The organism is Nocardia exalbida NBRC 100660 (genome assembly GCF_000308575.1).
GTDB lineage: Bacteria > Actinomycetota > Actinomycetes > Mycobacteriales > Mycobacteriaceae > Nocardia > Nocardia exalbida.
Genome location: NZ_BAFZ01000026.1, coordinates 33,261 through 52,097, shown reverse-complemented (window position 1 = coordinate 52,097; position 18,837 = coordinate 33,261). Strand labels below are relative to the sequence as shown.

22 protein-coding genes are annotated in these 18,837 nt (G+C 67.6%); 8 read left to right on the top strand and 14 right to left on the bottom strand.

Annotated elements, in window-relative coordinates:
- Positions 1 to 26: 26 nt before the first annotated feature.
- The 5 genes from ON29_RS36550 to ON29_RS05765 form a co-directional block, all read right to left on the bottom strand.
- Complete coding sequence (locus ON29_RS36550) at positions 27 to 785, bottom strand: LppU/SCO3897 family protein (RefSeq protein WP_174371784.1); 759 nt, start codon at positions 783 to 785, stop codon at positions 27 to 29.
- Positions 786 to 914: 129 nt separating this feature from the next.
- Positions 915 to 2,063, bottom strand: a complete 1,149-nt coding sequence (locus ON29_RS05780; RefSeq protein ID WP_245548833.1) for a DUF5925 domain-containing protein — start codon at positions 2,061 to 2,063, stop codon at positions 915 to 917.
- A 97-nt stretch (positions 2,064 to 2,160) separates the two neighbouring features.
- Entirely contained in the window at positions 2,161 to 3,591 is a 1,431-nt protein-coding gene (locus ON29_RS05775; protein WP_040865097.1) for an NAD(P)(+) transhydrogenase (Re/Si-specific) subunit beta, read from the bottom strand.
- Positions 3,591 to 3,908 (bottom strand): NAD(P) transhydrogenase subunit alpha part 2, encoded by a 318-nt coding sequence (locus ON29_RS05770; protein ID WP_040865096.1) that lies wholly within the window; start codon positions 3,906 to 3,908, stop codon positions 3,591 to 3,593. Before ON29_RS05770 ends, ON29_RS05775 begins: the two co-directional genes overlap by 1 nt.
- Positions 3,908 to 5,095 (bottom strand): Re/Si-specific NAD(P)(+) transhydrogenase subunit alpha, encoded by a 1,188-nt coding sequence (locus ON29_RS05765; RefSeq protein ID WP_083863259.1) that lies wholly within the window; start codon positions 5,093 to 5,095, stop codon positions 3,908 to 3,910. Before ON29_RS05765 ends, ON29_RS05770 begins: the two co-directional genes overlap by 1 nt.
- A gap of 372 nt (positions 5,096 to 5,467) precedes the next feature.
- On the opposite strand from ON29_RS05765, the gene ON29_RS05760 reads away from it, so the two are divergent.
- Genes ON29_RS05760 through ON29_RS05750 form a run of 3 tightly spaced genes read left to right on the top strand, consistent with a single transcriptional unit; the run spans position 5,468 to position 7,422 of the window.
- Complete coding sequence (locus ON29_RS05760) at positions 5,468 to 5,929, top strand: HIT family protein (RefSeq protein ID WP_040865134.1); 462 nt, start codon at positions 5,468 to 5,470, stop codon at positions 5,927 to 5,929.
- Positions 5,926 to 6,762 (top strand): maleylpyruvate isomerase family mycothiol-dependent enzyme, encoded by an 837-nt coding sequence (locus tag ON29_RS05755; protein ID WP_040865095.1) that lies wholly within the window; start codon positions 5,926 to 5,928, stop codon positions 6,760 to 6,762. The genes ON29_RS05760 and ON29_RS05755 overlap by 4 nt, the downstream gene beginning before the upstream one ends.
- A 6-nt stretch (positions 6,763 to 6,768) precedes the next feature.
- The gene (locus tag ON29_RS05750; protein ID WP_040865094.1) at positions 6,769 to 7,422 is read left to right on the top strand and encodes a Type 1 glutamine amidotransferase-like domain-containing protein; all 654 of its coding nucleotides are present in this window, start codon (positions 6,769 to 6,771) and stop codon (positions 7,420 to 7,422) included.
- On the opposite strand, the gene ON29_RS05745 is transcribed toward ON29_RS05750, so the two are convergent.
- The gene (locus ON29_RS05745; protein ID WP_051174902.1) at positions 7,400 to 7,945 is read right to left on the bottom strand and encodes a GtrA family protein; all 546 of its coding nucleotides are present in this window, start codon (positions 7,943 to 7,945) and stop codon (positions 7,400 to 7,402) included. The genes ON29_RS05750 and ON29_RS05745 overlap by 23 nt on opposite strands.
- A 60-nt stretch (positions 7,946 to 8,005) precedes the next feature.
- Positions 8,006 to 8,335, bottom strand: coding sequence for a hypothetical protein (locus tag ON29_RS05740; RefSeq protein ID WP_051174901.1), 330 nt, complete (start codon positions 8,333 to 8,335; stop codon positions 8,006 to 8,008).
- Between the two features lie 225 nt (positions 8,336 to 8,560).
- On the opposite strand from ON29_RS05740, the gene ON29_RS05735 reads away from it, so the two are divergent.
- Positions 8,561 to 9,919 carry an FAD-binding oxidoreductase gene (locus tag ON29_RS05735; RefSeq protein WP_040865093.1) on the top strand — a complete coding sequence of 453 codons (1,359 nt, stop codon included), beginning with the start codon at positions 8,561 to 8,563 and terminating at the stop codon, positions 9,917 to 9,919.
- Positions 9,920 to 9,965: 46 nt separating this feature from the next.
- Positions 9,966 to 10,250 (top strand): GNAT family N-acetyltransferase, encoded by a 285-nt coding sequence (locus ON29_RS05730; RefSeq protein ID WP_040865092.1) that lies wholly within the window; start codon positions 9,966 to 9,968, stop codon positions 10,248 to 10,250.
- A gap of 177 nt (positions 10,251 to 10,427) precedes the next feature.
- On the opposite strand, the gene ON29_RS05725 is transcribed toward ON29_RS05730, so the two are convergent.
- The 3 genes from ON29_RS05725 to ON29_RS05715 all read right to left on the bottom strand — a co-directional run bounded on the left by ON29_RS05725 (position 10,428) and on the right by ON29_RS05715 (position 11,775).
- Positions 10,428 to 10,613 (bottom strand): DUF397 domain-containing protein, encoded by a 186-nt coding sequence (locus ON29_RS05725; RefSeq protein WP_040865091.1) that lies wholly within the window; start codon positions 10,611 to 10,613, stop codon positions 10,428 to 10,430.
- Positions 10,614 to 10,688: 75 nt separating this feature from the next.
- Complete coding sequence (locus ON29_RS05720; RefSeq protein ID WP_040865131.1) at positions 10,689 to 10,895, bottom strand: DUF397 domain-containing protein; 207 nt, start codon at positions 10,893 to 10,895, stop codon at positions 10,689 to 10,691.
- A complete protein-coding gene (locus tag ON29_RS05715; RefSeq protein ID WP_040865090.1) occupies positions 10,885 to 11,775 on the bottom strand; it encodes a helix-turn-helix domain-containing protein in 891 nt (296 codons plus the stop codon). Before ON29_RS05715 ends, ON29_RS05720 begins: the two co-directional genes overlap by 11 nt.
- A gap of 350 nt (positions 11,776 to 12,125) precedes the next feature.
- On the opposite strand from ON29_RS05715, the gene ON29_RS05710 reads away from it, so the two are divergent.
- Complete coding sequence (locus tag ON29_RS05710) at positions 12,126 to 12,536, top strand: DNA-directed RNA polymerase subunit beta (RefSeq protein WP_245548832.1); 411 nt, start codon at positions 12,126 to 12,128, stop codon at positions 12,534 to 12,536.
- 323 nt (positions 12,537 to 12,859) lie between these two features.
- Positions 12,860 to 13,996 carry an epoxide hydrolase family protein gene (locus tag ON29_RS05705; protein WP_051174899.1) on the top strand — a complete coding sequence of 379 codons (1,137 nt, stop codon included), beginning with the start codon at positions 12,860 to 12,862 and terminating at the stop codon, positions 13,994 to 13,996.
- A gap of 178 nt (positions 13,997 to 14,174) precedes the next feature.
- On the opposite strand, the gene ON29_RS05700 is transcribed toward ON29_RS05705, so the two are convergent.
- The 4 genes from ON29_RS05700 to ON29_RS05680 form a co-directional block, all read right to left on the bottom strand.
- The gene (locus ON29_RS05700; protein WP_040865087.1) at positions 14,175 to 15,332 is read right to left on the bottom strand and encodes an acyl-CoA dehydrogenase; all 1,158 of its coding nucleotides are present in this window, start codon (positions 15,330 to 15,332) and stop codon (positions 14,175 to 14,177) included.
- A gap of 163 nt (positions 15,333 to 15,495) precedes the next feature.
- Positions 15,496 to 16,158 carry a TetR family transcriptional regulator gene (locus ON29_RS05695; RefSeq protein ID WP_040865086.1) on the bottom strand — a complete coding sequence of 221 codons (663 nt, stop codon included), beginning with the start codon at positions 16,156 to 16,158 and terminating at the stop codon, positions 15,496 to 15,498.
- A gap of 370 nt (positions 16,159 to 16,528) precedes the next feature.
- Positions 16,529 to 17,044 (bottom strand): 5-(carboxyamino)imidazole ribonucleotide mutase, encoded by a 516-nt coding sequence (gene purE, locus ON29_RS05685; protein ID WP_174315392.1) that lies wholly within the window; start codon positions 17,042 to 17,044, stop codon positions 16,529 to 16,531.
- A complete protein-coding gene (locus ON29_RS05680; RefSeq protein WP_040865129.1) occupies positions 17,037 to 18,257 on the bottom strand; it encodes a 5-(carboxyamino)imidazole ribonucleotide synthase in 1,221 nt (406 codons plus the stop codon). Before ON29_RS05680 ends, purE begins: the two co-directional genes overlap by 8 nt.
- A gap of 39 nt (positions 18,258 to 18,296) precedes the next feature.
- Here ON29_RS05680 and ON29_RS05675 point away from each other — a divergent pair, with 39 nt between their 5' ends.
- Complete coding sequence (locus ON29_RS05675; RefSeq protein WP_040865084.1) at positions 18,297 to 18,836, top strand: GtrA family protein; 540 nt, start codon at positions 18,297 to 18,299, stop codon at positions 18,834 to 18,836.
- The last annotated feature ends 1 nt before the right edge of the window (position 18,837 follow it).

Here is an 18,837-nt window from a genome sequence, read left to right as displayed (position 1 = left end):
CGCTCGTCATCGTTCCAGGCCGCGCACTACTTGGGCGGCACCAGGCACAGGGTGATCGGCTCGGGCTTGGGGTAGACGATCGTGTCGTTCTCGGTCGCCTTCGCCCCGCACGCGGATTTGTCCGCGGTGCCGCGCACGATCCGGCCGATCTTGAAGTCCGCCGTCGACCCACAGGCCACCTTGGTGCTGGCGCCGAGGAAACCGCCGTCGATGCAGTCGCCCTCCTTGACGTTCAGCCGCAGGCACAGCGTGTATTCGTTGCTGCCGGTCTGGTAGTAGCTGGCGTAGTCCTTGGTGGCGCAGTCCGCGTTCGCGCCGTCGAGCCGTTGCGCCACCACGTAATTGGCTTCGGCATCGGAGCATTCCTTGGTTTCGAACTCCGCTTTGACGGTGGTGCCCGACAGCTTCGCGCACTGACCGATATCGATCTTCTCGCCGTCCGAACGGAACACGGTGCGACCGCCGATGACCAGCAGGCCGATCACCACGACGACACCCAGCACGGCGAGGATCTTGCCCACTCCGCCGCTCCGATTCTGCCGGGGTGGCGGTCCCGGCGGCGGGAAACCCCCACCCGGGTAGCCCGGCTGCTGCGGGAAGCCTCCCTGTGGCGGGTAGCCCGGCTGGCCTGGGTAGCCGGGCTGCGGCTGCGGCTGACCGGGATAGCCCTGCTGCCCCGGAAAGCCCTGCGGCGCACCGGCAGGCGGTTGCTGCGGATAGCCGGGCTGGCCTGGCGGTGGATAGCCGGGCTGCCCTGGCTGCGGATGGTTCGGTGGTGTTGTCATGGATCCCCTCCCCGGGTCTCGCGTGGTTCCGTGCGCACAGGCGACGGGCGAACCCATGGAATCTAGCCGATCACCGCGAACCCCGCCGGACCGGTGAACCGCCGCAACGGCTTCGGCGCACGCCGGTTCTCACAGATACAGTCCCGGATTGACCGCATCCCGCGCGACGGCATCGATCCCGGCCTCTCCGTCGCGCACCGCCACGAGCTCGGCCAAGGTCGCGCCGTCCGGATAAGCGCCTGCCTCGCACCGCTGCTCCCGGTCCAGCCAGGCCGCCGCCTCCACGCCGGACAGCCGTCCGATCTCGATCCGCGCCAGGCACCGGCCCGGCCGCGTCACCGCCGGGTGCAGGCGCGACAGGTCCTCGTTGGTGGTGATGGCGACGAGCACGTCCCGGCCCTGGCCGAGCATGCCGTCGGTCAGGTTCAACAGCCGCGAGAGTCCCTGCCCGGCCGCCTCCTTGGCTTCGCCACGGATCAGCTCGTCGCAGTCCTCCAGGACCAGCATCCGCCAGCGGGGCGCGCCCTCGTCGGCATTGTCGACGCCCGCGGCCACGTCCATCAGGTAGCCGGGCTTGCCGAACATCACCTCGGGATCGAGCACGCAATCGAATTGGCACCAGGCGCCCCAGGCACGCGCCAGCGCGCGCAGCGCCGTGGTTTTCCCCGTACCGGGAGGTCCGTGCAGCAGCACCAGGCGGCCGCGGACGTCGGCGGCGGTGAGCGACATCAGGCGATCCATCGCGGTGGCGACCTCGCCCGTGTAGTTACCCCGGATCGACGACCACTCGGGCGCCGAGATCGAGCGCGCGCGACGCTGCGGGCCGTGGGTGTGCATGTGCCAGAAGCCCATCTCCACGGTGTCGCCCACCTCCGGTGGCGCCGCCGCGTCCCGGATGGCCTCGGCGAGCAACTCGTCCGCGAGCGTCTCGCTGACGGCGGTGACCTCGACCATCGCCGAACCGCCCGACCAGCGCACCGACCGCAGCGACCAGCCGGGACCCACCACCAGCGTCGCCCCGCTGTCGTTGTCGCGCACCGTGCGCACCACGCGGCCGCGGCCGGGACGCAGCGGCGCTTCCGGCCGCACCCGCTCCAGATGCGCGGTGCGCGCGCACGGCTGATCGCCGCGCAGGAACGGACCGAGCGCGAGGGCATCGATCGCGTCGCGGATCGAGTACGTGGAATCGACTACGACGGTCCACGGCAGCCGCTCGGCGGGATCGGCCGAGGGCTCCCCGGGACCGATCAACCGAAGAGGCTCATGACGTGCGGACACCCGGAGAATGATCCGGGGCGGCCTGCCGCGATGTCCATCGAATTACGAAAGCGCCCCTCCACCGAAGGTGAAGGGGCGCTTCGCGAGAACCTCCGGCCTACAGCGCCTTCAGTTCCTCGGTGACCGCTCCGACGGACTTCTTGGCGTCGCCGAACAGCATGGAGGTGTGGTCGGCGTAGAACAGCGGGTTGTCGATACCGGCGAAACCACTGTTCATCGACCGCTTGAGCACGATGACGCTCTTGGCCTGGTCGACGTTGAGCACGGGCATGCCGTAGATCGGGCTGGAGGCGTCCTCGCGGGCCGCGGGGTTGGTGACGTCGTTGGCGCCGATCACCAAGGCGACATCGGTGCGATTGAATTCGCCGTTGATGTCGTCCATTTCCTTGAGCGCGTCATAGGACACCTCGGCCTCGGCCAGCAGCACGTTCATGTGACCGGGCATCCGACCGGCGACCGGGTGGATGGCGTATTTGACCTCCACACCCTTGGCCTCCAGCAGCGAAGCCATCTCTTTGACCGCGTGCTGCGCCTGCGCCACCGCCATGCCGTAACCCGGCACCACGATCACCTGGTTCGCGTACGCCATCTGGATCGCGGCGTCCGCGGCGGAAGTGGCCTTGGCCTGCTTCTGCTCACCATCCGCGGCGCCGGGCGCGGTCCCGCCGCCGCCGAAGCCGCCCGCGACGATCGCCGGGATGGACCGGTTCATCGCCTTGGCCATGAGGTTGGTCAGGATGGTGCCGGACGCGCCGACGATCATGCCCGCGACGATCATCGCGGTGTTGTTCAACGCCAGACCCGCCGCGGCGGCCGACAATCCGGTCAGCGCGTTGAGCAGCGAGATGACCACCGGCATGTCCGCGCCGCCGATCGGCAGCACCACCATCAACCCGAGCACACCGGCTGCCACCAGCACCGCGATCATCCACAGCTGCGACACCCCCTCACTGGTGGCGCCGACGCCGATCACCACCGCCGCGGCGACCGCGCCGAGCAGCAGCAGCAGGTTCAACGGTTGCTGCAATCTGCCGATCCCGATCGGGCGGCCGGGCAGGATCTCCTGCAACTTCCCGAACGCGATCAGCGAACCCCAGAACGACACCGAACCGATGATCGCCGCGAACAGCGACCCGATCACGATGTGCACGGTCGGTTCCTCGTCGAAGTGCGAGAAACCCTGCGAGTTGATGAATTCCGACCACGCGATCAACGCGACCGTGCCACCGCCGACACCGTTGAACGCGGCCACCAGCTGCGGCATCGCGGTCATCTTGGTGTACTTCGCGGGCGGCACACCCAGCACGACACCGACCACCAGACCGGCGACGATGAGAATCCAGTTGTCGGTGTGCCGGATCGAGATCAGCGTCGCGACCACCGCCAGCGCCATGCCCACCGCGGCGATCAAGTTGCCGCGCACCGCGGTCTTCGGGCCGGTCAAGCCCATCAAACCGTAGATGAACATGCCGAAGGCAATGATGTAGAGACCGTTCACCAGATAGGTGACGTTGTCGAAGGTGTGCATCACTCACCCGCCTTCTGCGCGACAGCGGGCTTCTTGCCCTTGAACATCCCCAACATCCGGTCGGTCACCACGAAACCACCGATCACGTTCAGTGTTCCGAACACCACGGCGACGAACAGGATGATCTGCGTCAGGATCGACGGGTCCTGCACGTTACCCAGCGTGACCAGCGCGCCCAGCACCACGATGCCGTGAATGGCATTGGTGCCCGACATCAACGGCGTGTGCAGCGTGTTCGGGACCTTGGAGATCACCGCGAAACCGACGAACCCGGACAGCACCAGGATCGCGATATTCGCCAGCAATTCGGTATACATCAGTTCTCCACCTTCGCCTCGGTCGCGTCCTTCACCTGCGCAGGCTCCGCCGATCCGGTCGCGTCCGCCGATTCGGTCGCAGCACGGGTGACGCAGGAATCCGCCAGCACCTGGTCGCTGAAGTCGGGCGCGAGCTTGCCGTCGACCAACATCAGCTCCAGCAGCGCCGCGATGTTCTTCGAGTACAGCTCCGAGGCGTGCTCGGGCATGGTGGCGGGCAGGTTCAACGGCGAGGCGATGGTCACCTCGTGCTTGACGACCGTCTGTCCCGGCTCGGTCAACTCGCAGTTGCCGCCCGTCTCCCCGGCCAGATCGACGATCACGCTGCCGGGCTTCATGCCCTCGACCGCGGCGGCCGTCACCAAGCGCGGCGCGGGACGCCCCGGCACCAGCGCGGTGGTGATCACCACGTCGAAGCCCTTGATCGCGTCCTCCAAAGCCCGCTGCTGCGCGGCCTTCTCCTCGTCGGTGAGCTCGCGGGCGTATCCGCCCTCACCAGCGGCGTCGATCCCCAGATCCAGCCACTGCGCACCCACCGACCGCACCTGATCGGCGACCTCGGGACGCACGTCGTACCCGGTGGTCCGACCACCGAGGCGCTTCGCGGTCGCCAGCGCCTGCAAACCCGCCACGCCCACACCCAGCACCAGCACGGTCGCGGGCTTCACCGTGCCTGCGGCGGTGGTCAACATGGGGAAGAACCGCGTCGACTCCGACGCCGCCAGCAACACCGCCTTGTATCCCGCCACATTCGCCTGCGAGGACAACGCGTCCATCACCTGCGCGCGCGAGATCCGCGGAATCGCCTCCACCGCAAATGCTTGCACCCCCGCCGACTTCAGCGCACCGATTTGATTGTCGGCGTTGCGCGGCGCGAGGAAACCGATCAGCGTCTGCCCCGACGACAGCTTGCCCACTTCGGCGTCACTGGGCGGGGCGACCTTCACCACCACATCCGCCGACCAGGGATCACCGATCGTCGCGCCCGCCTCCACATACGCTTCGTCGGGAATGAGCGCGCCCTGTCCGGCACCGGACTCGACGACGACCTCCACGCCCTGCTTCACCAGGCTGGGGATGATCTTCGGCACCAATGCGACACGTCGCTCGCCCGCGTTCGATTCGCGAACGACACCGACACGCGCGCCGCGCGGCGATGGATCGCCTACGCTCTGCGTTGTCTCCACTTGTCAGACTTCCTTCTCTTACCGAGCTTCAGGCAACGGGTAGACGACCGGACGATGTTACCGTCGGGTAAGTTCGCCCAAATCCTCGCAACTGTACCTGGCCCGCCGTGAGCCTAGCTGAGATGCCCGTCACACACGCCGGGCGATTCGCGCCGGTGCGCCGGGGTTTCCCGGTCCACCTTTTTTCCTTCTCGCTCTGTGATCGTGGTCGCCGCAAGTGAACACGGCAAGACCGTACGTAAAAGTCTGTTACCAACCTCGAGGTGGGGGGGCCTGATCGGAGGCCCGGCGTCCCGGTGAGCGGACGCGCGCGTCCTGCCGAACGACGCTCCGGGGTGTTCCGCTCGGCTCGTACGCCGTATGGTCCAGCGTGTGAACGACTGCGTCTTCTGTCGCATCGTGGCAGGCGAGGCGCCGGCGGCGAAGGTGTACGAGGACGACGCGCTCTGCGCGTTCCTCGACATCCGGCCGGTCGCCCGTGGGCACACGCTGGTCATACCGAAGCGGCACGCCGCCGAGTTGGAGGACCTCGACGCCGAACTCGGCGCGCGGATCTTCCGGGCCGGGCACCGGCTCGCACTGGCCGTCCGGCGCAGCAGCCTCGCCGCCGACGGCGCCAACCTGGTACTCAACGACGGAGCCGCCGCGTTCCAGACCGTGCCGCACGTCCACCTGCACGTGATCCCCCGCAGGCACGGCGACAAGCTACGGTTCGCCACGGGATTCCTGCTGCGGCGCCCGCACGATCCGGTGACCACCGCCGCGGCCATCCGGGACGGCATTGCCGCATTGGACAACGAGGGCGAACGCCCGGACAAGGAAATCGACGGATGACCGAGACGTTCGATCGGACCACGCTGATCGACCTGCTGGCACGGCAATGGGACGCGATCGACGCGCTGGTCGCTCCGCTGGACGAGGAGCGCTGGCGCACCCCGTCGTCGCTGCCGGGCTGGACCGTGTTCGACGTCCTCGCCCACATGGTCGGCACCGAGTCCTGGCTACTGGGTGACCGCCCGCCCGCCCACGACCCCACCACCGCGAAGACCGATGTGCGCACGCTTCCCTACGTGCGCAACGAGACCGCGGTGCTCAACGAGATCTGGGTGGATCGGTTGCGCCCGCTGTCCGGCGCCCGGTTGCTCGAGTTCTATCGCGACGTCATCGCGCGCAGACGCGCCGCGCTCGCGGCCATGGGCGACGCCGAATGGGAGAAGGAAACCGTCTCGCCGGTCGGGCAGGTGACCTACGGCAGGTTCATGCGGGTGCGGTTGTTCGACTGCTGGATGCACGAACTCGACATCGCCGACGCGCTCGGCGTGCCGGTGGAAGAGGGCGGGCTACGCGGCGAGCTGGCGTTCGCGGAGTTCGCGGGCAGCATCCCGCGCGTGGTGGCGAAGAAGGGCGAGGCGCCGGACGGCGCGCGGATCACCTTCGCGCTGACCGGCCCCTTGGCCAGGACCCTGCACATCGAGGTGGCGGGCCGGGCGCGCTACGTGGACGCGTTCGACGAACCCGCCACGGTCGAGATCGGCCTGGACTCGAGGCTTTTCGTGCGGCTCGGCGGCGGTCGGACGACCGCCGAGGAGTACTTGGACGAGATCACCATCCAGGGCGATGCCGAACTCGGGCAACGCATCGTGCGCCACCTGGCCTTCACCATCTGATCCGCGATGCGGCTGTTCCTGTCCAGCTATCGCTTCGGCGCGCACTACGACCGGCTCGCCGCGCTCGCGGGCCCGCCCGGCCGGGTGGCGCTGATTCCGAACGCCTGCGACGCCTGGCCGCAGGCGTGGGCGGGCGCGGTGACCAGTGACATGGCACCGCTGCGCAAGCTCGGCTACCGGCCCGAGGTGCTCGACCTGCGCGAGTACGCCGGTCGGGAAGCCGACCTGGAACGGAAGTTGGCCGAATTCCCGCTGGTGTGGGTGCGCGGCGGCAACACCTTCGTGCTGCGCGCCCAGTTCGCCCGCAGCGGCGCGGACCGAGCGCTTCTCCGGCTGCTCGCCTCCGACGCGCTCGTCTACGCCGGTTACAGCGCCGGGGCCTGCGTGATGACACCGGACCTGCACGGCTTGGAGTCGGTGGACGATCCCGGCGAGGTCGCCCCGGCGTGCGGCATCGAACCGCGATGGGACGGATTGGGATCGGTCGACCGCCGGATCGTGCCGCACATCGATTCGGCCACCGATCCCGACGGGGAGTGCACTCGGCTCGCCGCCCGCTACCGCGCCGAAGGCGTCCAGCACTGGGCCATGACCGACGAGGACGCGATCGTCGTCGACGGCGCGCGCACCGAGGTGCTCATCGCTCCGGCGGTGTCGTGAACGTCGTCTTCTTCACCTTCGCGTCCGGCGCGAGTTCGGGTTCCGGCTCGGCGGCCCGGCGGAAGACCACCCAGCGCATCGCGCTGTACATGTAGACGGCCTCGCACGCGCCCGCCAGCAACCGGGACAGGTGGTACTCCAGCCCTAGCGCGGCGAGGCCGCTGCCGACACCGAGGATGAACGCGAGGTAGTTGACCACGACCACCCCCACGTACACCGTGGCCTGCCTGCCGACCGGCGCGTGGGAATGGAAGTTGAACCTGCGGTTCAGCACGAAGGCGAGTCCGAACGCGCACACGTACGCCACGGTCACCGACAACCACACCGGCAGATCGAACGAGCCGTGCAAGACGGTGAGCAGCGCCAAGTCGACGGCGAAGGTGCCGCTGTTGATCAGCGCGAAGCCCAGGAAGGTCGGCGGGACGAGACGGTCCAGCCCCGACGGCAGCCGCTGCACGACCGTCTCGCACCAGCGGGTGAACCGGTCGGCGATCGTATCGGCGGTCTCGGACAGCTCGTGCACGCGACCAGGCTGCCAGCGGCAGATGTCCGGCAGATGAGCAGGCGGCGACCGCCCGGTGGATCAGCTGATCTGCGCCCGGCCGGGACCGTCCTGGGCCTGGTCCAAGCCGGCCCAGGCCGCCAGGCACCGCCGCCGCGCGACATCGTCCGCGTCCGCCAGCAGCGCCTCCAGCAACTCGCGGGGCTCGCGGCGCCAGAGATCGGCCAGCTCGGCGAGGGCCTCCTTGCCGAAGACACCGGAGCGGTCCAGCGCGCTCAGCCACTCCTCGTGCTCGCCCGCGTGTACACGGCGCAGCACGTCCGGGTCGATGCCGTCCTCGACGAACTCGCTGGAGAACATCGCGGCGACCAGTTCCCGGCGACTGGGTTGTTCGCCCTGCATCCGTTCCATCCCTCCAAGTGGTACGCGGCGAACCGCATGGTCGGCCTGCGCCACGACACGGCGGCGCCGGGAGAACTCGATGCCCCGAACACTAAGCCCCTGTGGGCATTCTGGTCTCCCGGCAGCGGTAATACCACTATGGCGGGTGACATCACATTCCGGGGCTTTCGCGCGCCACACGCGCACGGGTCGGCCGATCAGCAAATCACGGGCACGGAGAGCTAGCGTGAAGTTGTGGACCTGCATGACTTGATCGCCGCCCTTCCCGACGGCACGGTGCTCACCGACGCCGACCTGCTGGCGAGCTACCGCCAGGACTGGGCGCGGGATCCGGACGCCGGGACCGCCCTCGCCGTGGTGCGGGCCACCAGCACCGACGACGTGGCCGCCACGCTGCGATGGGCCACCGCGCATCGCGTGCCGGTGATCCCGCGCGGAGCCGGATCCGGGCTCTCCGGGGGCGCCACGGCGGTCGACGGAGCGATCGTGCTCACCACCGAGCGGATGCGGGATATCGCCGTCGACCCGGTCACCCGGACCGCCGTGGTGCAGCCGGGCCTGCTCAACGCCGAGGTCAAGCGCGCGGTCGCGGAGCACGGCCTGTGGTATCCGCCCGACCCGTCGTCGTTCGAGATCTGCTCGATCGGCGGTAACGCGGCGACGAACGCGGGCGGACTGTGCTGTGTGAAATACGGCGTGACAACCGATTACGTGCTCGGGATGCAGGTCGCGCTCGCCGACGGCACCGTCGTGCGGCTGGGTGGTCCGCGATTGAAGGACTCGGCCGGACTGTCGCTGACCAAGTTGTTCGTCGGCAGCGAGGGCACGCTCGGAGTGATCACGGAACTGACCCTGCGACTGCTGCCCGCGCAACCTCCGCAGAGCACGGTCGTCGCGAGCTTCCCCACGCTCACCGCCGCCACCGAGGCGATCCTGACCATCACCGGCGAACTGCGGCCCTCGATGCTCGAGTTCATGGACTCGGTGTCGATCAACGCCGTGGAGGACCAGCTGCGGATGGGATTGGACCGGCAGGCGGCCGCGCTGCTGGTCGCGCGCTCCGACGCACCCGGCGAATTCGCCCGGCGCGAGGCCGAGATCATGGCGGCGGCCTGCGAGAAAGCAGGCGCCACCGAGGTTTTCCACACCGAGGACCCGGCCGAGGGCGAGGCGTTCGCGGCCGCCCGGCGGCTGGCGATTCCCGCCGTGGAGAAGCTCGGCCCGCTGCTGCTCGAGGACGTCGGTGTGCCGCTGCCCCGGCTCGGCGACCTGGTGAGCGGCGTCGCCGAGATCGCCGAGCGCAATGCGGTGACGGTGTCGGTGATCGCGCACGCCGGCGACGGCAACACCCACCCGCTGATCGTGCACGACCCCTCCGACGCGGATCTCACCGAGCGGGCGCATCGCGCCTTCGGCGAGATCATGGACCTGGCCATCGCCCTCGGCGGCACCATCACCGGTGAACACGGCGTCGGCCGCTTGAAGAAGGCATGGCTGCCCGATCAGCTCGGCCCCGACGTGATGGCCCTGACCCGGCGCATCAAGGACGCCCTCGACCCGGAAGGCATCCTCAATCCCGGCGCGATCCTGTGACCGCCGCGGCGGAACATTCCCAGCCGACAAGGAGTTCTATCCCAACATGACGACCAGGCTCGAACACAACGTCGCCGATACCCGTTTCGAGATCTACATCGACGACACCCTCGCCGGGTACGCCGACTACGCCGAACGCGAAAACCCCAAGACCCGCGACTTCCACCACACCATGACATTCCCCGAGTTCCGTGGCCGCGGAGTAGCCGCCCAGGTCGTCGAATACGCCCTCGACGACTCCCGCAAGTCCGGCTATTCCGTCATCCCCACCTGCTGGTATGTGGAGAAGTACATCGCCGAACACCGCGAATACGCCGACTTGGTCTCCTGAGCAGCACCGAGGCGCTCAACCGCCGCTTGCCTCGAGCAAGCCGGATATCGCCGTTCGGCTTCGCCGCCCTACTCGGCCATGCGTCCGCGAGCGGCACATGAGCGAGAGGTCCACTCGCGTTTTGCCGCAGCCATGTGCCACTCGTGGAGGTCATACCGTTGGTTAGAGCGGTTGGAGTCACCGCAAGGCCGCGGTGAAGGCATCCCACTCCTCCGGCGCGAACACCAGCGCTGAGCCGGTCGGATTCTTCGAGTCCCGCACGCCGATGTGACCTCCCGCGAGGAAAGCGACCTCGACGCAGGCTTTGTCAGCCCCGCTGTAGCTGCTCTTGAACCACTTGGCCTCGGAGAGGTCGGTCTTCACGGTGCATACTCCCTTGCCATCTGCCGGAGCAGGTTCTTGCTCTGATCCGGGTCCAGCGCCGCGCTTCTGATCGTTTCAGGGGCGGTTGAACTCCCCATCCGCCACGCCAGCGGTGAAGGCGTCCCACTCGCCGGGTGTGAACACCAGTGCCGGGCCGGACGGGTTCTTCGAGTCCCGCACGCCGACCATGCCACAGCCGAGAAACGCAACCTCAACACACTCTTTACCGGCCTGGCTACGACTGCTCTTGAACCACTGTGCCCCCGATACGTCAACGTCCACGCTGCTCATGCTCCCTTGCCACCTGCCTCAGCAGGGTTCTACTCGAGTTGACATCCAAGGCGGATTCCCTGATGCTGTCGTGCCTTTGAGTGTAGGCACCCACGTCGGCGGCATCTTCGAGATACATATCTCCGACCGCGCCTTCCAGATAGACCACTGGCGGCTCAACCTGGTCCGCAGGAACACTCTTCCCGAAAACCAAAATCACGAACGGCGGCATGGACACGCCTCCGGGGAAGCCCGCGTGGAACGGCAGTACGCGAATCGTCACGTTGTCCCTTGTAGACATATCCGCAAGGTGCCGGTTTTGGGCGGCCATGATCGCGCTGCTACCAGCCACGCGCCATAAAGCGCCTTCGCCGATAACCACGTCGAGCACGACCGGCTGCGTCTTGCGGGTCAGAATGTTCTGTCGCTGCGCCTTTATTTCGAGCCGTTGCTCCCACTGCTGTATTGATTCATCCGGCCACGCGAGTCGAACAAGCGCCTGCGCGTAGTCGGCGGTTTGAAGCAGACCCGGTATCAGATCCGGCTGGTACGACACCAATTTCACTGCCGCGGCTTCGAGTCCGACGTACACATCGAACGACTTGGGGATGAGATCGCCGTACTGGTGCCACCAACTTTTGACGTTGGCCTGCTTGGCCAGTCCGACCAGCGCGACCGACAACTCCTCCGGGACACCGTACAGATCGCACGCAGCCTGGATATCGCGAGACCTGATCCGCGAGTTCTGCCCCTTCTCCAGCCGTTGAAGACTGCTCGCTCCGATCTCCAACAGGTCGGCGGCCTTCGCCTGGGTCATTCCGGCGCGCGTGCGCCACTCGGTCAGATACCTCCCGAGCTGACGACGCGGCAGAGTCGAACCGGTATCTGACAAGTCGCCCTCCCCTTCCCCGTCACGGGCGCATCGAATCACCCGTCTCGCGTACATCCTCACACCGTTTGCGGTGCGCGTGCTGGGCTTTCGCGGATCTTTTTTCGGTGTACCCGATTCGGAGTACCCGCACCTGTGTGCCGTTGTCTGATGACCGTGCGCACCGGACGGGGTGGAGATTGCTGGGCTCGCAAAGCAATTCACTCCCATCCGTCGACGGGTTGACGGGCCGGGCGCACCTCCTACCCGTCGATGCGACCCGAGGTCTACTGATGGATGAACCGATAACTTTCGGAGACACCCCACTGTCTCGATGCCACTACTACCGACGCGTATGCGACCTGCCCGCGATCGTGGACCCTCCCCTAATCGGCCGGATCATCGTCCGCACCGGAATGGTCTGGGCAATAACCATGCCCGCCGTCCTGGGACAGCGCGTGAAGGTGTGGATGCGCAACCACGGTCACGAGCTGGGGCCGGTCCTGTCGCATCCACGATCGAAACGCTGGACGTTCATCATCCGGCCGGACCTGCCGGACGACGTGCCGCTGTTCGCCGAGATGTTCCGCTTGAACGTGTCCATCATCCGCTACGGCGGGACGATCGCGTTGCCGAGCCCCGCCGATCGAGGCACTCAGTTCCGCGCGTGGATAACGCGGCCCGACACGGCATTTCGTCCGTCCGGCCGGGTGGTCGTCGCGGCGATCCGTGGCTGCGTGGCCGACAAGCTCGCGCGCCGCCGGCGATGGGCGGCATATGCCTGATCGCGCGGCATCCCCCATCCCTTCCGAGCCGGATGTTCACCTGTCGGTGTTCTGGCACGGCGCCCGCCTGGACTTCGTCGCCTGCGTCACGGCCGCATGCCTTTTCGTCCAGGAGTGGCGAGCCCGCCACTGGCACGACGCAGTCGAAGTATCCACAGACGACACCGACGGCTACCCGAGACTGCCGTGCGAACGGCTGTATCTACACCCCTGACATCGACTTCATCACCGTCCGTGGGACGTCGTGTTTCCAGATTTGAAACGGAATGATCCGTTCTGTATAGTCAAACAGAACGAAGCATTCCATTCCAAAGGAGATCGCCATGAGCACCATCAAGCCATTCCGGGTCGACATCCCGCAGACCCAGCTCGACGATCTGGCCGAGCGTCTGCGCCGCTCCCTGTGGCCGAGCGAACTGCCCGGCGTGGGGGACTCCTATGGCGTCCCCGGGGGTCGGGTGCGCGGCCTGGCTCAGTACTGGCTGGAGACCTTCGACTGGCGGGCGCTCGAGGCGAAGCTGAACGCGTACCCGCAGTTCACCACTGAGATCGATGGCGAGAACATCTACTTTCTGCACATCCGGTCATCGCGCGCGGACGCGCTGCCAGTGGTCCTGACCCACGGCTGGCCCGGCTCGGTGCTCGAGTTCCTCGACGTCATCGAGTCGCTGACCGCGCCGGAGTCCGCTGAGCATCCCGCGTTCCACCTCGTGATTCCGGCGCTGCCCGGCATGGGCTTCTCCGGCCCGACGCGCAGCACCGGCTGGACCATGCGGCGCGTCGCCAAGGCCTGGATCGAGCTGATGGATCGGCTCGGCTACCAGCGCTTCGGCGCGATCGGTAACGACGGCGGCTCGATGGTCTCCCCCGAGATCGGTCGCCTGGCGCCGGATCGGGTAGTGGGTGTCCATGTGACACAGCTGTTTTCGTTCCCGTCCGGCGATCCGGACGAGTTCGTCGGTCTCTCGCCGGAGGATCTGGCGGCACTCGAACACCTGAAGTGGTTCCAGGACAACAAGATGGCCTTCAACATCCTGTGCAGCCAGCAGCCGCAGACGCTGGCCTACGCGCTCTGCGATTCGCCGATCGGCCTGCTGGGTTGGAACGCACAGCTTTTCGGGGAGAGTCTGGACGCCGATTTCGTCATCGGCAACGTCGCCCTCTACTGGCTGACCGGCACCGCGGGCTCCTCGGTCCGGTACTACTACGAGGAGGCGCACAGCACCGACCGCCCGACCGGCTCGACCACGACCCCCACCGCACTCGCCATGTTCAAGGGCGATTTCCAGTCGATCCGCCGGTTCGCCGAGCGTGACCACAGCAATATCGTCAGCTGGAACTCCTACGACGCGGGCTCGGTGATCGGCGGCCCGAACGATGCCGCAGGCCATTTCGCCGCGCACGAGGCACCCGAACTGCTCGTCGGCGACATCCGGCGGTTCTTCGCCGAAGTCGGCTGAAGTCCCGCAACGCGAGACAGTCCCTCGGCAGCATCACTGTCAGCGCACACCCATCTCGTGCCGTCGAGCTACGAGCGGGCGCGGAATGCGATCGACAGAATATTCGGGCGGCCTGCGCTCTCGACGGCCTGAGATGCGTTGCCAGGCGCGCCCGAACATCCGGCGATCTACAAAAACATCACTTGAGCAGGGCGCGGCTCATTACCAGGCGCTGGATCTGGTTGGTGCCCTCGTAGATCTGGGTGATCTTCGCGTCACGCATCATGCGCTCCACCGGGAAGTCGGTGGTGTAGCCCGCGCCGCCGAACAGCTGGACGGCGTTGGTGGTGACCTCCATGGCGACGTCGGAGGCGAAGCACTTGGCGGCGGCGGAGATGAAGCCGAGGTTCTGCTCGCCGCGCTCGGCGCGGGCGGCCGAGGTGTAGACCATGAGGCGGGCGGCCTCGATCTTCATCGCCATGTCGGCGAGCATGAACTGGGTGTTCTGGAAGTCGGCGATCGACTTGCCGAACTGCTTGCGGTCCTTGGTGTAGGCGATGGCCGCGTCCAGCGCGCCCTGGGCCAGGCCGACGGCCTGCGCGCCGATGGTGGGGCGGGTGTGGTCGAGGGTCTGCAGCGCGGTCTTGAAGCCGGTGCCCGGCTCACCGACGATGCGGTCACCCGGCACCCGGCAGTTCTCGAAGTACAGTTCGGCGGTGGGCGAGCCCTTGATGCCCAGCTTGTGCTCCAGCGGGCCGACCACGAAGCCCTCGTCGTCCTTGTGCACCAGGAAGGCCGAGATGCCGTTGGCGCCCTTCTCCGCGTCGGTCACCGCCATCACGGTGTACCAGGAGGACTTGCCGCCGTTGGTGATCCAGCACTTGGAGCCGTTGATGATCCAGTCGTCACCCTCCTGCTTGGCCCGGGTGCGCATGCCTGCCGCGTCGGAGCCCGCCTCGCGCTCGGACAGCGCGTAGGAGGCCATCTCGCCGTTGACGATGTCCGGCAGCACCTTGTGCTTCAGCTCCTCGGAGCCGTTCAGGATCAGGCCCATGGTGCCGAGCTTGTTGACCGCGGGGATCAGCGAGGACGAACCGCAGACGCGCGCGACCTCCTCGATCACGATGCAGGTGGCCACCGAGTCGGCCCCCTGGCCGCCGTAGGCCTCCGGCACGTGCACGGCGTTGAAGCCGGAGGCGTTCAGCGCGGTCAGCGCCTCCTCCGGGAAGCGGGAGTTGCCGTCGACGTCCTTGGCGTGCGGAGCGATCTCCTTCTCGGCGAGAGCGCGGATCGCGGCGCGCAGCTCATCGTGGAAGTCCTCGAGCTTGAACAGATCGAAATCGGGGTTTCCCGCCATCGGGCTTCACTCCTGGTCGTCGGTGGTGATCGCCGCTTTCCGCCGAGAAAGCAACGCGTCGGCACTCAGTGCCATATATGAGTCGAGTATACCCTCATGGACGCGTATCACATGGGAAGATTACGTGGCACTCAGTGTCAGATTGGTCGCACTCAAGGCCACGTCACACGGTGCCGAGCTTGCGGACCAGCAGGTCCGCTATCTGCCTGGGCGCGGCATCGCGCGGGAACACGGCGACGACCAGCTCGTCGGGGTTCACGGCACGCCCGGCGCCGCGCGGGATCGCGGCCAGCTCCAACCGCAGGTCGGCGGCGCCCGCGTCCGACTCGCCGCGCACCATCCGGCGCAGCAGGTAGTTGTGCGTCGCCGTCACGACGGCGGCGAACTGCACGCGCGCCAGATCGGGGACGTCGGGCAGCCGCTCGCGCAGGTAGTCGGTGAACAACCGTTCGTAACGGAACACCGTGACGATCTCGCGCTCCCGCAACGCGGGCACCCGGCGCACCACCTGATACCGCCGCGCCGCGATCTCCCGCCACTGCGTGAAGCGCTCGAACACCTGCACCACCGCCGCGCACACCGCCTCCCACGGATCCTCGCGCGACGCGGACAGGAATTGCTCGGCCTGCGCCAGCTGAGACTCGTGATCGGCGAAGATCACGTCCTCCTTGGACCGGAACTGCCGGAAGAACGTGCGCCGCGAGATCCCCGCCGCCTCGGCGATCTCATCGACCGTCGTCGCCTCGTACCCCTTCTCGGCGAACAACCGCAGCGCCTGATCCACCACCGTGAGCCGAAAATGCGCGGTGTCGTCGCCTCCCCGCATCCGAGCGATATCCCCAGTAGTCACGACCTCACACCGTAGTCAGCGACCGAAACCCCCAGTTCTCCGCGCCGGAGATTCCGCTGTCGCGCCATCTCGAGCCGAGGTCTGCGGACCGATTCGGCTGCGGGCCGGGACCCCCCGCGAAGCCTTCCTGCTCTCGGTCCGCACCGGCGACGTGCAGGACCGGGCCGGCCATGCTCGCGCCGATCTGGGGCCTTAGCCCCTGCTGGACATCGCCGACGAGACCGCCCGCGAGCATCTCACCCGCGCCTCGGTCATGGCGCTGTCCTACGGCGCGCAGTTCCGCCCGCGGCATTTCCGCGGGTCGCCGGCGCGAACCACGTCATTCACGAAGTCCCCTGGGGACCGCTCAGCCCAAGAGCTTCGTGCGCAGTGCGTCGTCCTTCTCCAGCACCATCTGCTCGAGTCCGGCCTGGAACTGTTCCATGCGGGTGCGCAGGGCCGGGTCGTGGGCGGCGAGGATGCGGGTGGCGAGCAGGCCGGCGTTGCGGGCGCCGCCGATGGAGACGGTGGCGACGGGCACGCCCGCGGGCATCTGCACGATGGACAGCAGCGAGTCCATGCCGTCGAGGTACTTCAGCGGGACCGGGACGCCGATCACCGGCAGCGGCGTGGCGGAGGCCACCATGCCGGGCAGGTGGGCCGCGCCGCCCGCGCCCGCGATGATGACCTTCAACCCTCGACCGGCGGCGTCACGCGCGTAGTCGAGCATGCGCTGCGGGGTACGGTGCGCCGAGACGACGCCCACCTCGAAGCGGATCCCGAATTCCGCCAGCGCCTCCGCGGCGGCCTCCATCGTCGGCCAGTCGGAGTCGCTGCCCATGATCAGGCCGACAGCCGGGCCGATGGCCACTTCTTCACTCATGCGGATCCCATCCGTCGGTCCAGATCGCGTGCGACATCCAGTGCGCCGCCCGCTCGGCCTTCTCCCGAACCTCGGCCACGTCGTCGCCGAGGATGTTGACGTGCCCGATCTTGCGGTCGGGACGCTCGCCCTTCCCGTACAGGTGCACCTTCGCCTCCGGGAGCCGCGCGAACAGGTGGTGCAGCCGCTCGTCCATCGACATCTCCGGGGCCTGCGGCGCGCCGAGGATGTTGGCCATCACGGTCACCGGCGCCAGCGGCGCGGTGTCGCCGAGCGGGTAGTCGAGCACGGCGCGCAGATGCTGTTCGAACTGCCCGGTGCGGGCGCCGTCCATCCCCCAGTGCCCGGAGTTGTGCGGGCGCATGGCCAGCTCGTTCACCAGCAGGTCGCCGTCGGTGGTCTCGAACAGCTCCACCGCCATGACGCCGACGACGCCGAGTTCCTTCGCGAGGTTCAACGCCATCGTCTCCGCCGCGGCGGCCGTGTCCTCCGGCAGGTCGGGCGCGGGCGCGATGACGACCGCGCACTGACCCTTGCGCTGCACGGTCTCCACCACCGGCCAGGTCGCGGCCTGCCCGAACGGCGAACGGGCCACCATCGCCGACAGCTCGCGCTTCAGCTCGATCCTCGCCTCCGCCAGCAGCTGGGCGCCGTACGCGAGCTGGTCGGTGACGATCGCCGCGGCCTCGTCGGCGGACTCGGGCATCCACACGCCGCGTCCGTCGTAACCGCCGCGCACCGCCTTCAGCACGATCCGCCAGCCGTGCTCGTCGCCGAAGCGCACCGCGTCGGCGACCGAGGTCACCGGCGTGAACGCGGGCACTGGCAGCCCGAGCCCGCTCAGCTTGCTGCGCATCGCCAGCTTGTCCTGCGCGTAGACCAGCGCCTGCGGCGGCGGCTGCACGTTGACGCCCTCGGCGACCAGCGCCTCCAGGTGCTCGGTCGGCACGTGCTCGTGGTCGAAGGTCAGCGCGTGCGACCCGACCGCCGCCTTGCGCAGCGCGCCCAGGTCGGTGTGGCTGCCGAGCACCACCTCCGGGCTCACCTGGGCCGCCGGGTCCTCGGGGTTCTCGGCGAGTACGCGCAGCCGCTGGCCCAGCGCGATCGCCGCCTGATGCGTCATACGCGCCAGCTGTCCGCCACCGATCATGGTGACGGTGGGCATTGCCGATGGATCGAAGGAACGTGCGCTCACGTCGGACAATATTGTCATGGCCGGCTCGAATGGTCGGTACCGGTACACTCCGGTCTTGTGTCATTCGTCGAAGACGTGGTCAGCGTCCTTCCCAAGCCGCTGCAAGATATCGCGTACCGGCATCGGGAGTTGATCAAATTCGCGATCGTCGGCGCGACCACCTTCGTGATCGACAGCGGCATCTTCTACGGACTCAAGTGGACGGTACTCGCCGAGAAACCGGTTACGGCCAAGATCATTTCCGGCGTCATCGCCGTGATCGCGTCCTACATCCTGAACCGGGAATGGTCGTTCAAGAATCGCGGCGGGCGCGAACGTCATCACGAGGCGCTGCTGTTCTTCGCCGTCAGCGGCGTCGGCGTGGTCCTCGCCTTCACCCCGCTGTGGATCTCCAGCTACGTCTTCGACCTGCGCCAGCCCAACGTGAGCTTCACGGTCGAGAACATCGCCGACTTCATCAGCGCCTTCATCATCGGCAATCTGCTGCAGATGGCCTTCCGTTTCTGGTCGATGCGCCGCTGGGTCTTCCCGGACGAGATGAAAGAGCTCGAAGCGGAGTTCGTCGACCTCGTGGAAGAGGAACTCGGCCGCGGCTGAG

What these genes read in the sequence shown, in the direction of transcription:
- ON29_RS36550 (WP_174371784.1), bottom strand. Translation starts at nt 785, where the DNA reads ATGACAACACCACCGAACCATCCGCAGCCAGGGCAGCCCGGCTATCCA.
- ON29_RS05775 (WP_040865097.1), bottom strand. Translation starts at nt 3,591, where the DNA reads ATGCACACCTTCGACAACGTCACCTATCTGGTGAACGGTCTCTACATC.
- ON29_RS05770 (WP_040865096.1), bottom strand. Translation starts at nt 3,908, where the DNA reads ATGTATACCGAATTGCTGGCGAATATCGCGATCCTGGTGCTGTCCGGG.
- ON29_RS05755 (WP_040865095.1), top strand. Translation starts at nt 5,926, where the DNA reads ATGACCGAGACGTTCGATCGGACCACGCTGATCGACCTGCTGGCACGG.
- ON29_RS05750 (WP_040865094.1), top strand. Translation starts at nt 6,769, where the DNA reads ATGCGGCTGTTCCTGTCCAGCTATCGCTTCGGCGCGCACTACGACCGG.
- ON29_RS05740 (WP_051174901.1), bottom strand. Translation starts at nt 8,335, where the DNA reads ATGGAACGGATGCAGGGCGAACAACCCAGTCGCCGGGAACTGGTCGCC.
- ON29_RS05730 (WP_040865092.1), top strand. Translation starts at nt 9,966, where the DNA reads ATGACGACCAGGCTCGAACACAACGTCGCCGATACCCGTTTCGAGATC.
- ON29_RS05705 (WP_051174899.1), top strand. Translation starts at nt 12,860, where the DNA reads ATGAGCACCATCAAGCCATTCCGGGTCGACATCCCGCAGACCCAGCTC.
- ON29_RS05700 (WP_040865087.1), bottom strand. Translation starts at nt 15,332, where the DNA reads ATGGCGGGAAACCCCGATTTCGATCTGTTCAAGCTCGAGGACTTCCAC.
- ON29_RS05695 (WP_040865086.1), bottom strand. Translation starts at nt 16,158, where the DNA reads ATGCGGGGAGGCGACGACACCGCGCATTTTCGGCTCACGGTGGTGGAT.
- purE (WP_174315392.1), bottom strand. Translation starts at nt 17,044, where the DNA reads ATGAGTGAAGAAGTGGCCATCGGCCCGGCTGTCGGCCTGATCATGGGC.
- ON29_RS05680 (WP_040865129.1), bottom strand. Translation starts at nt 18,257, where the DNA reads ATGACAATATTGTCCGACGTGAGCGCACGTTCCTTCGATCCATCGGCA.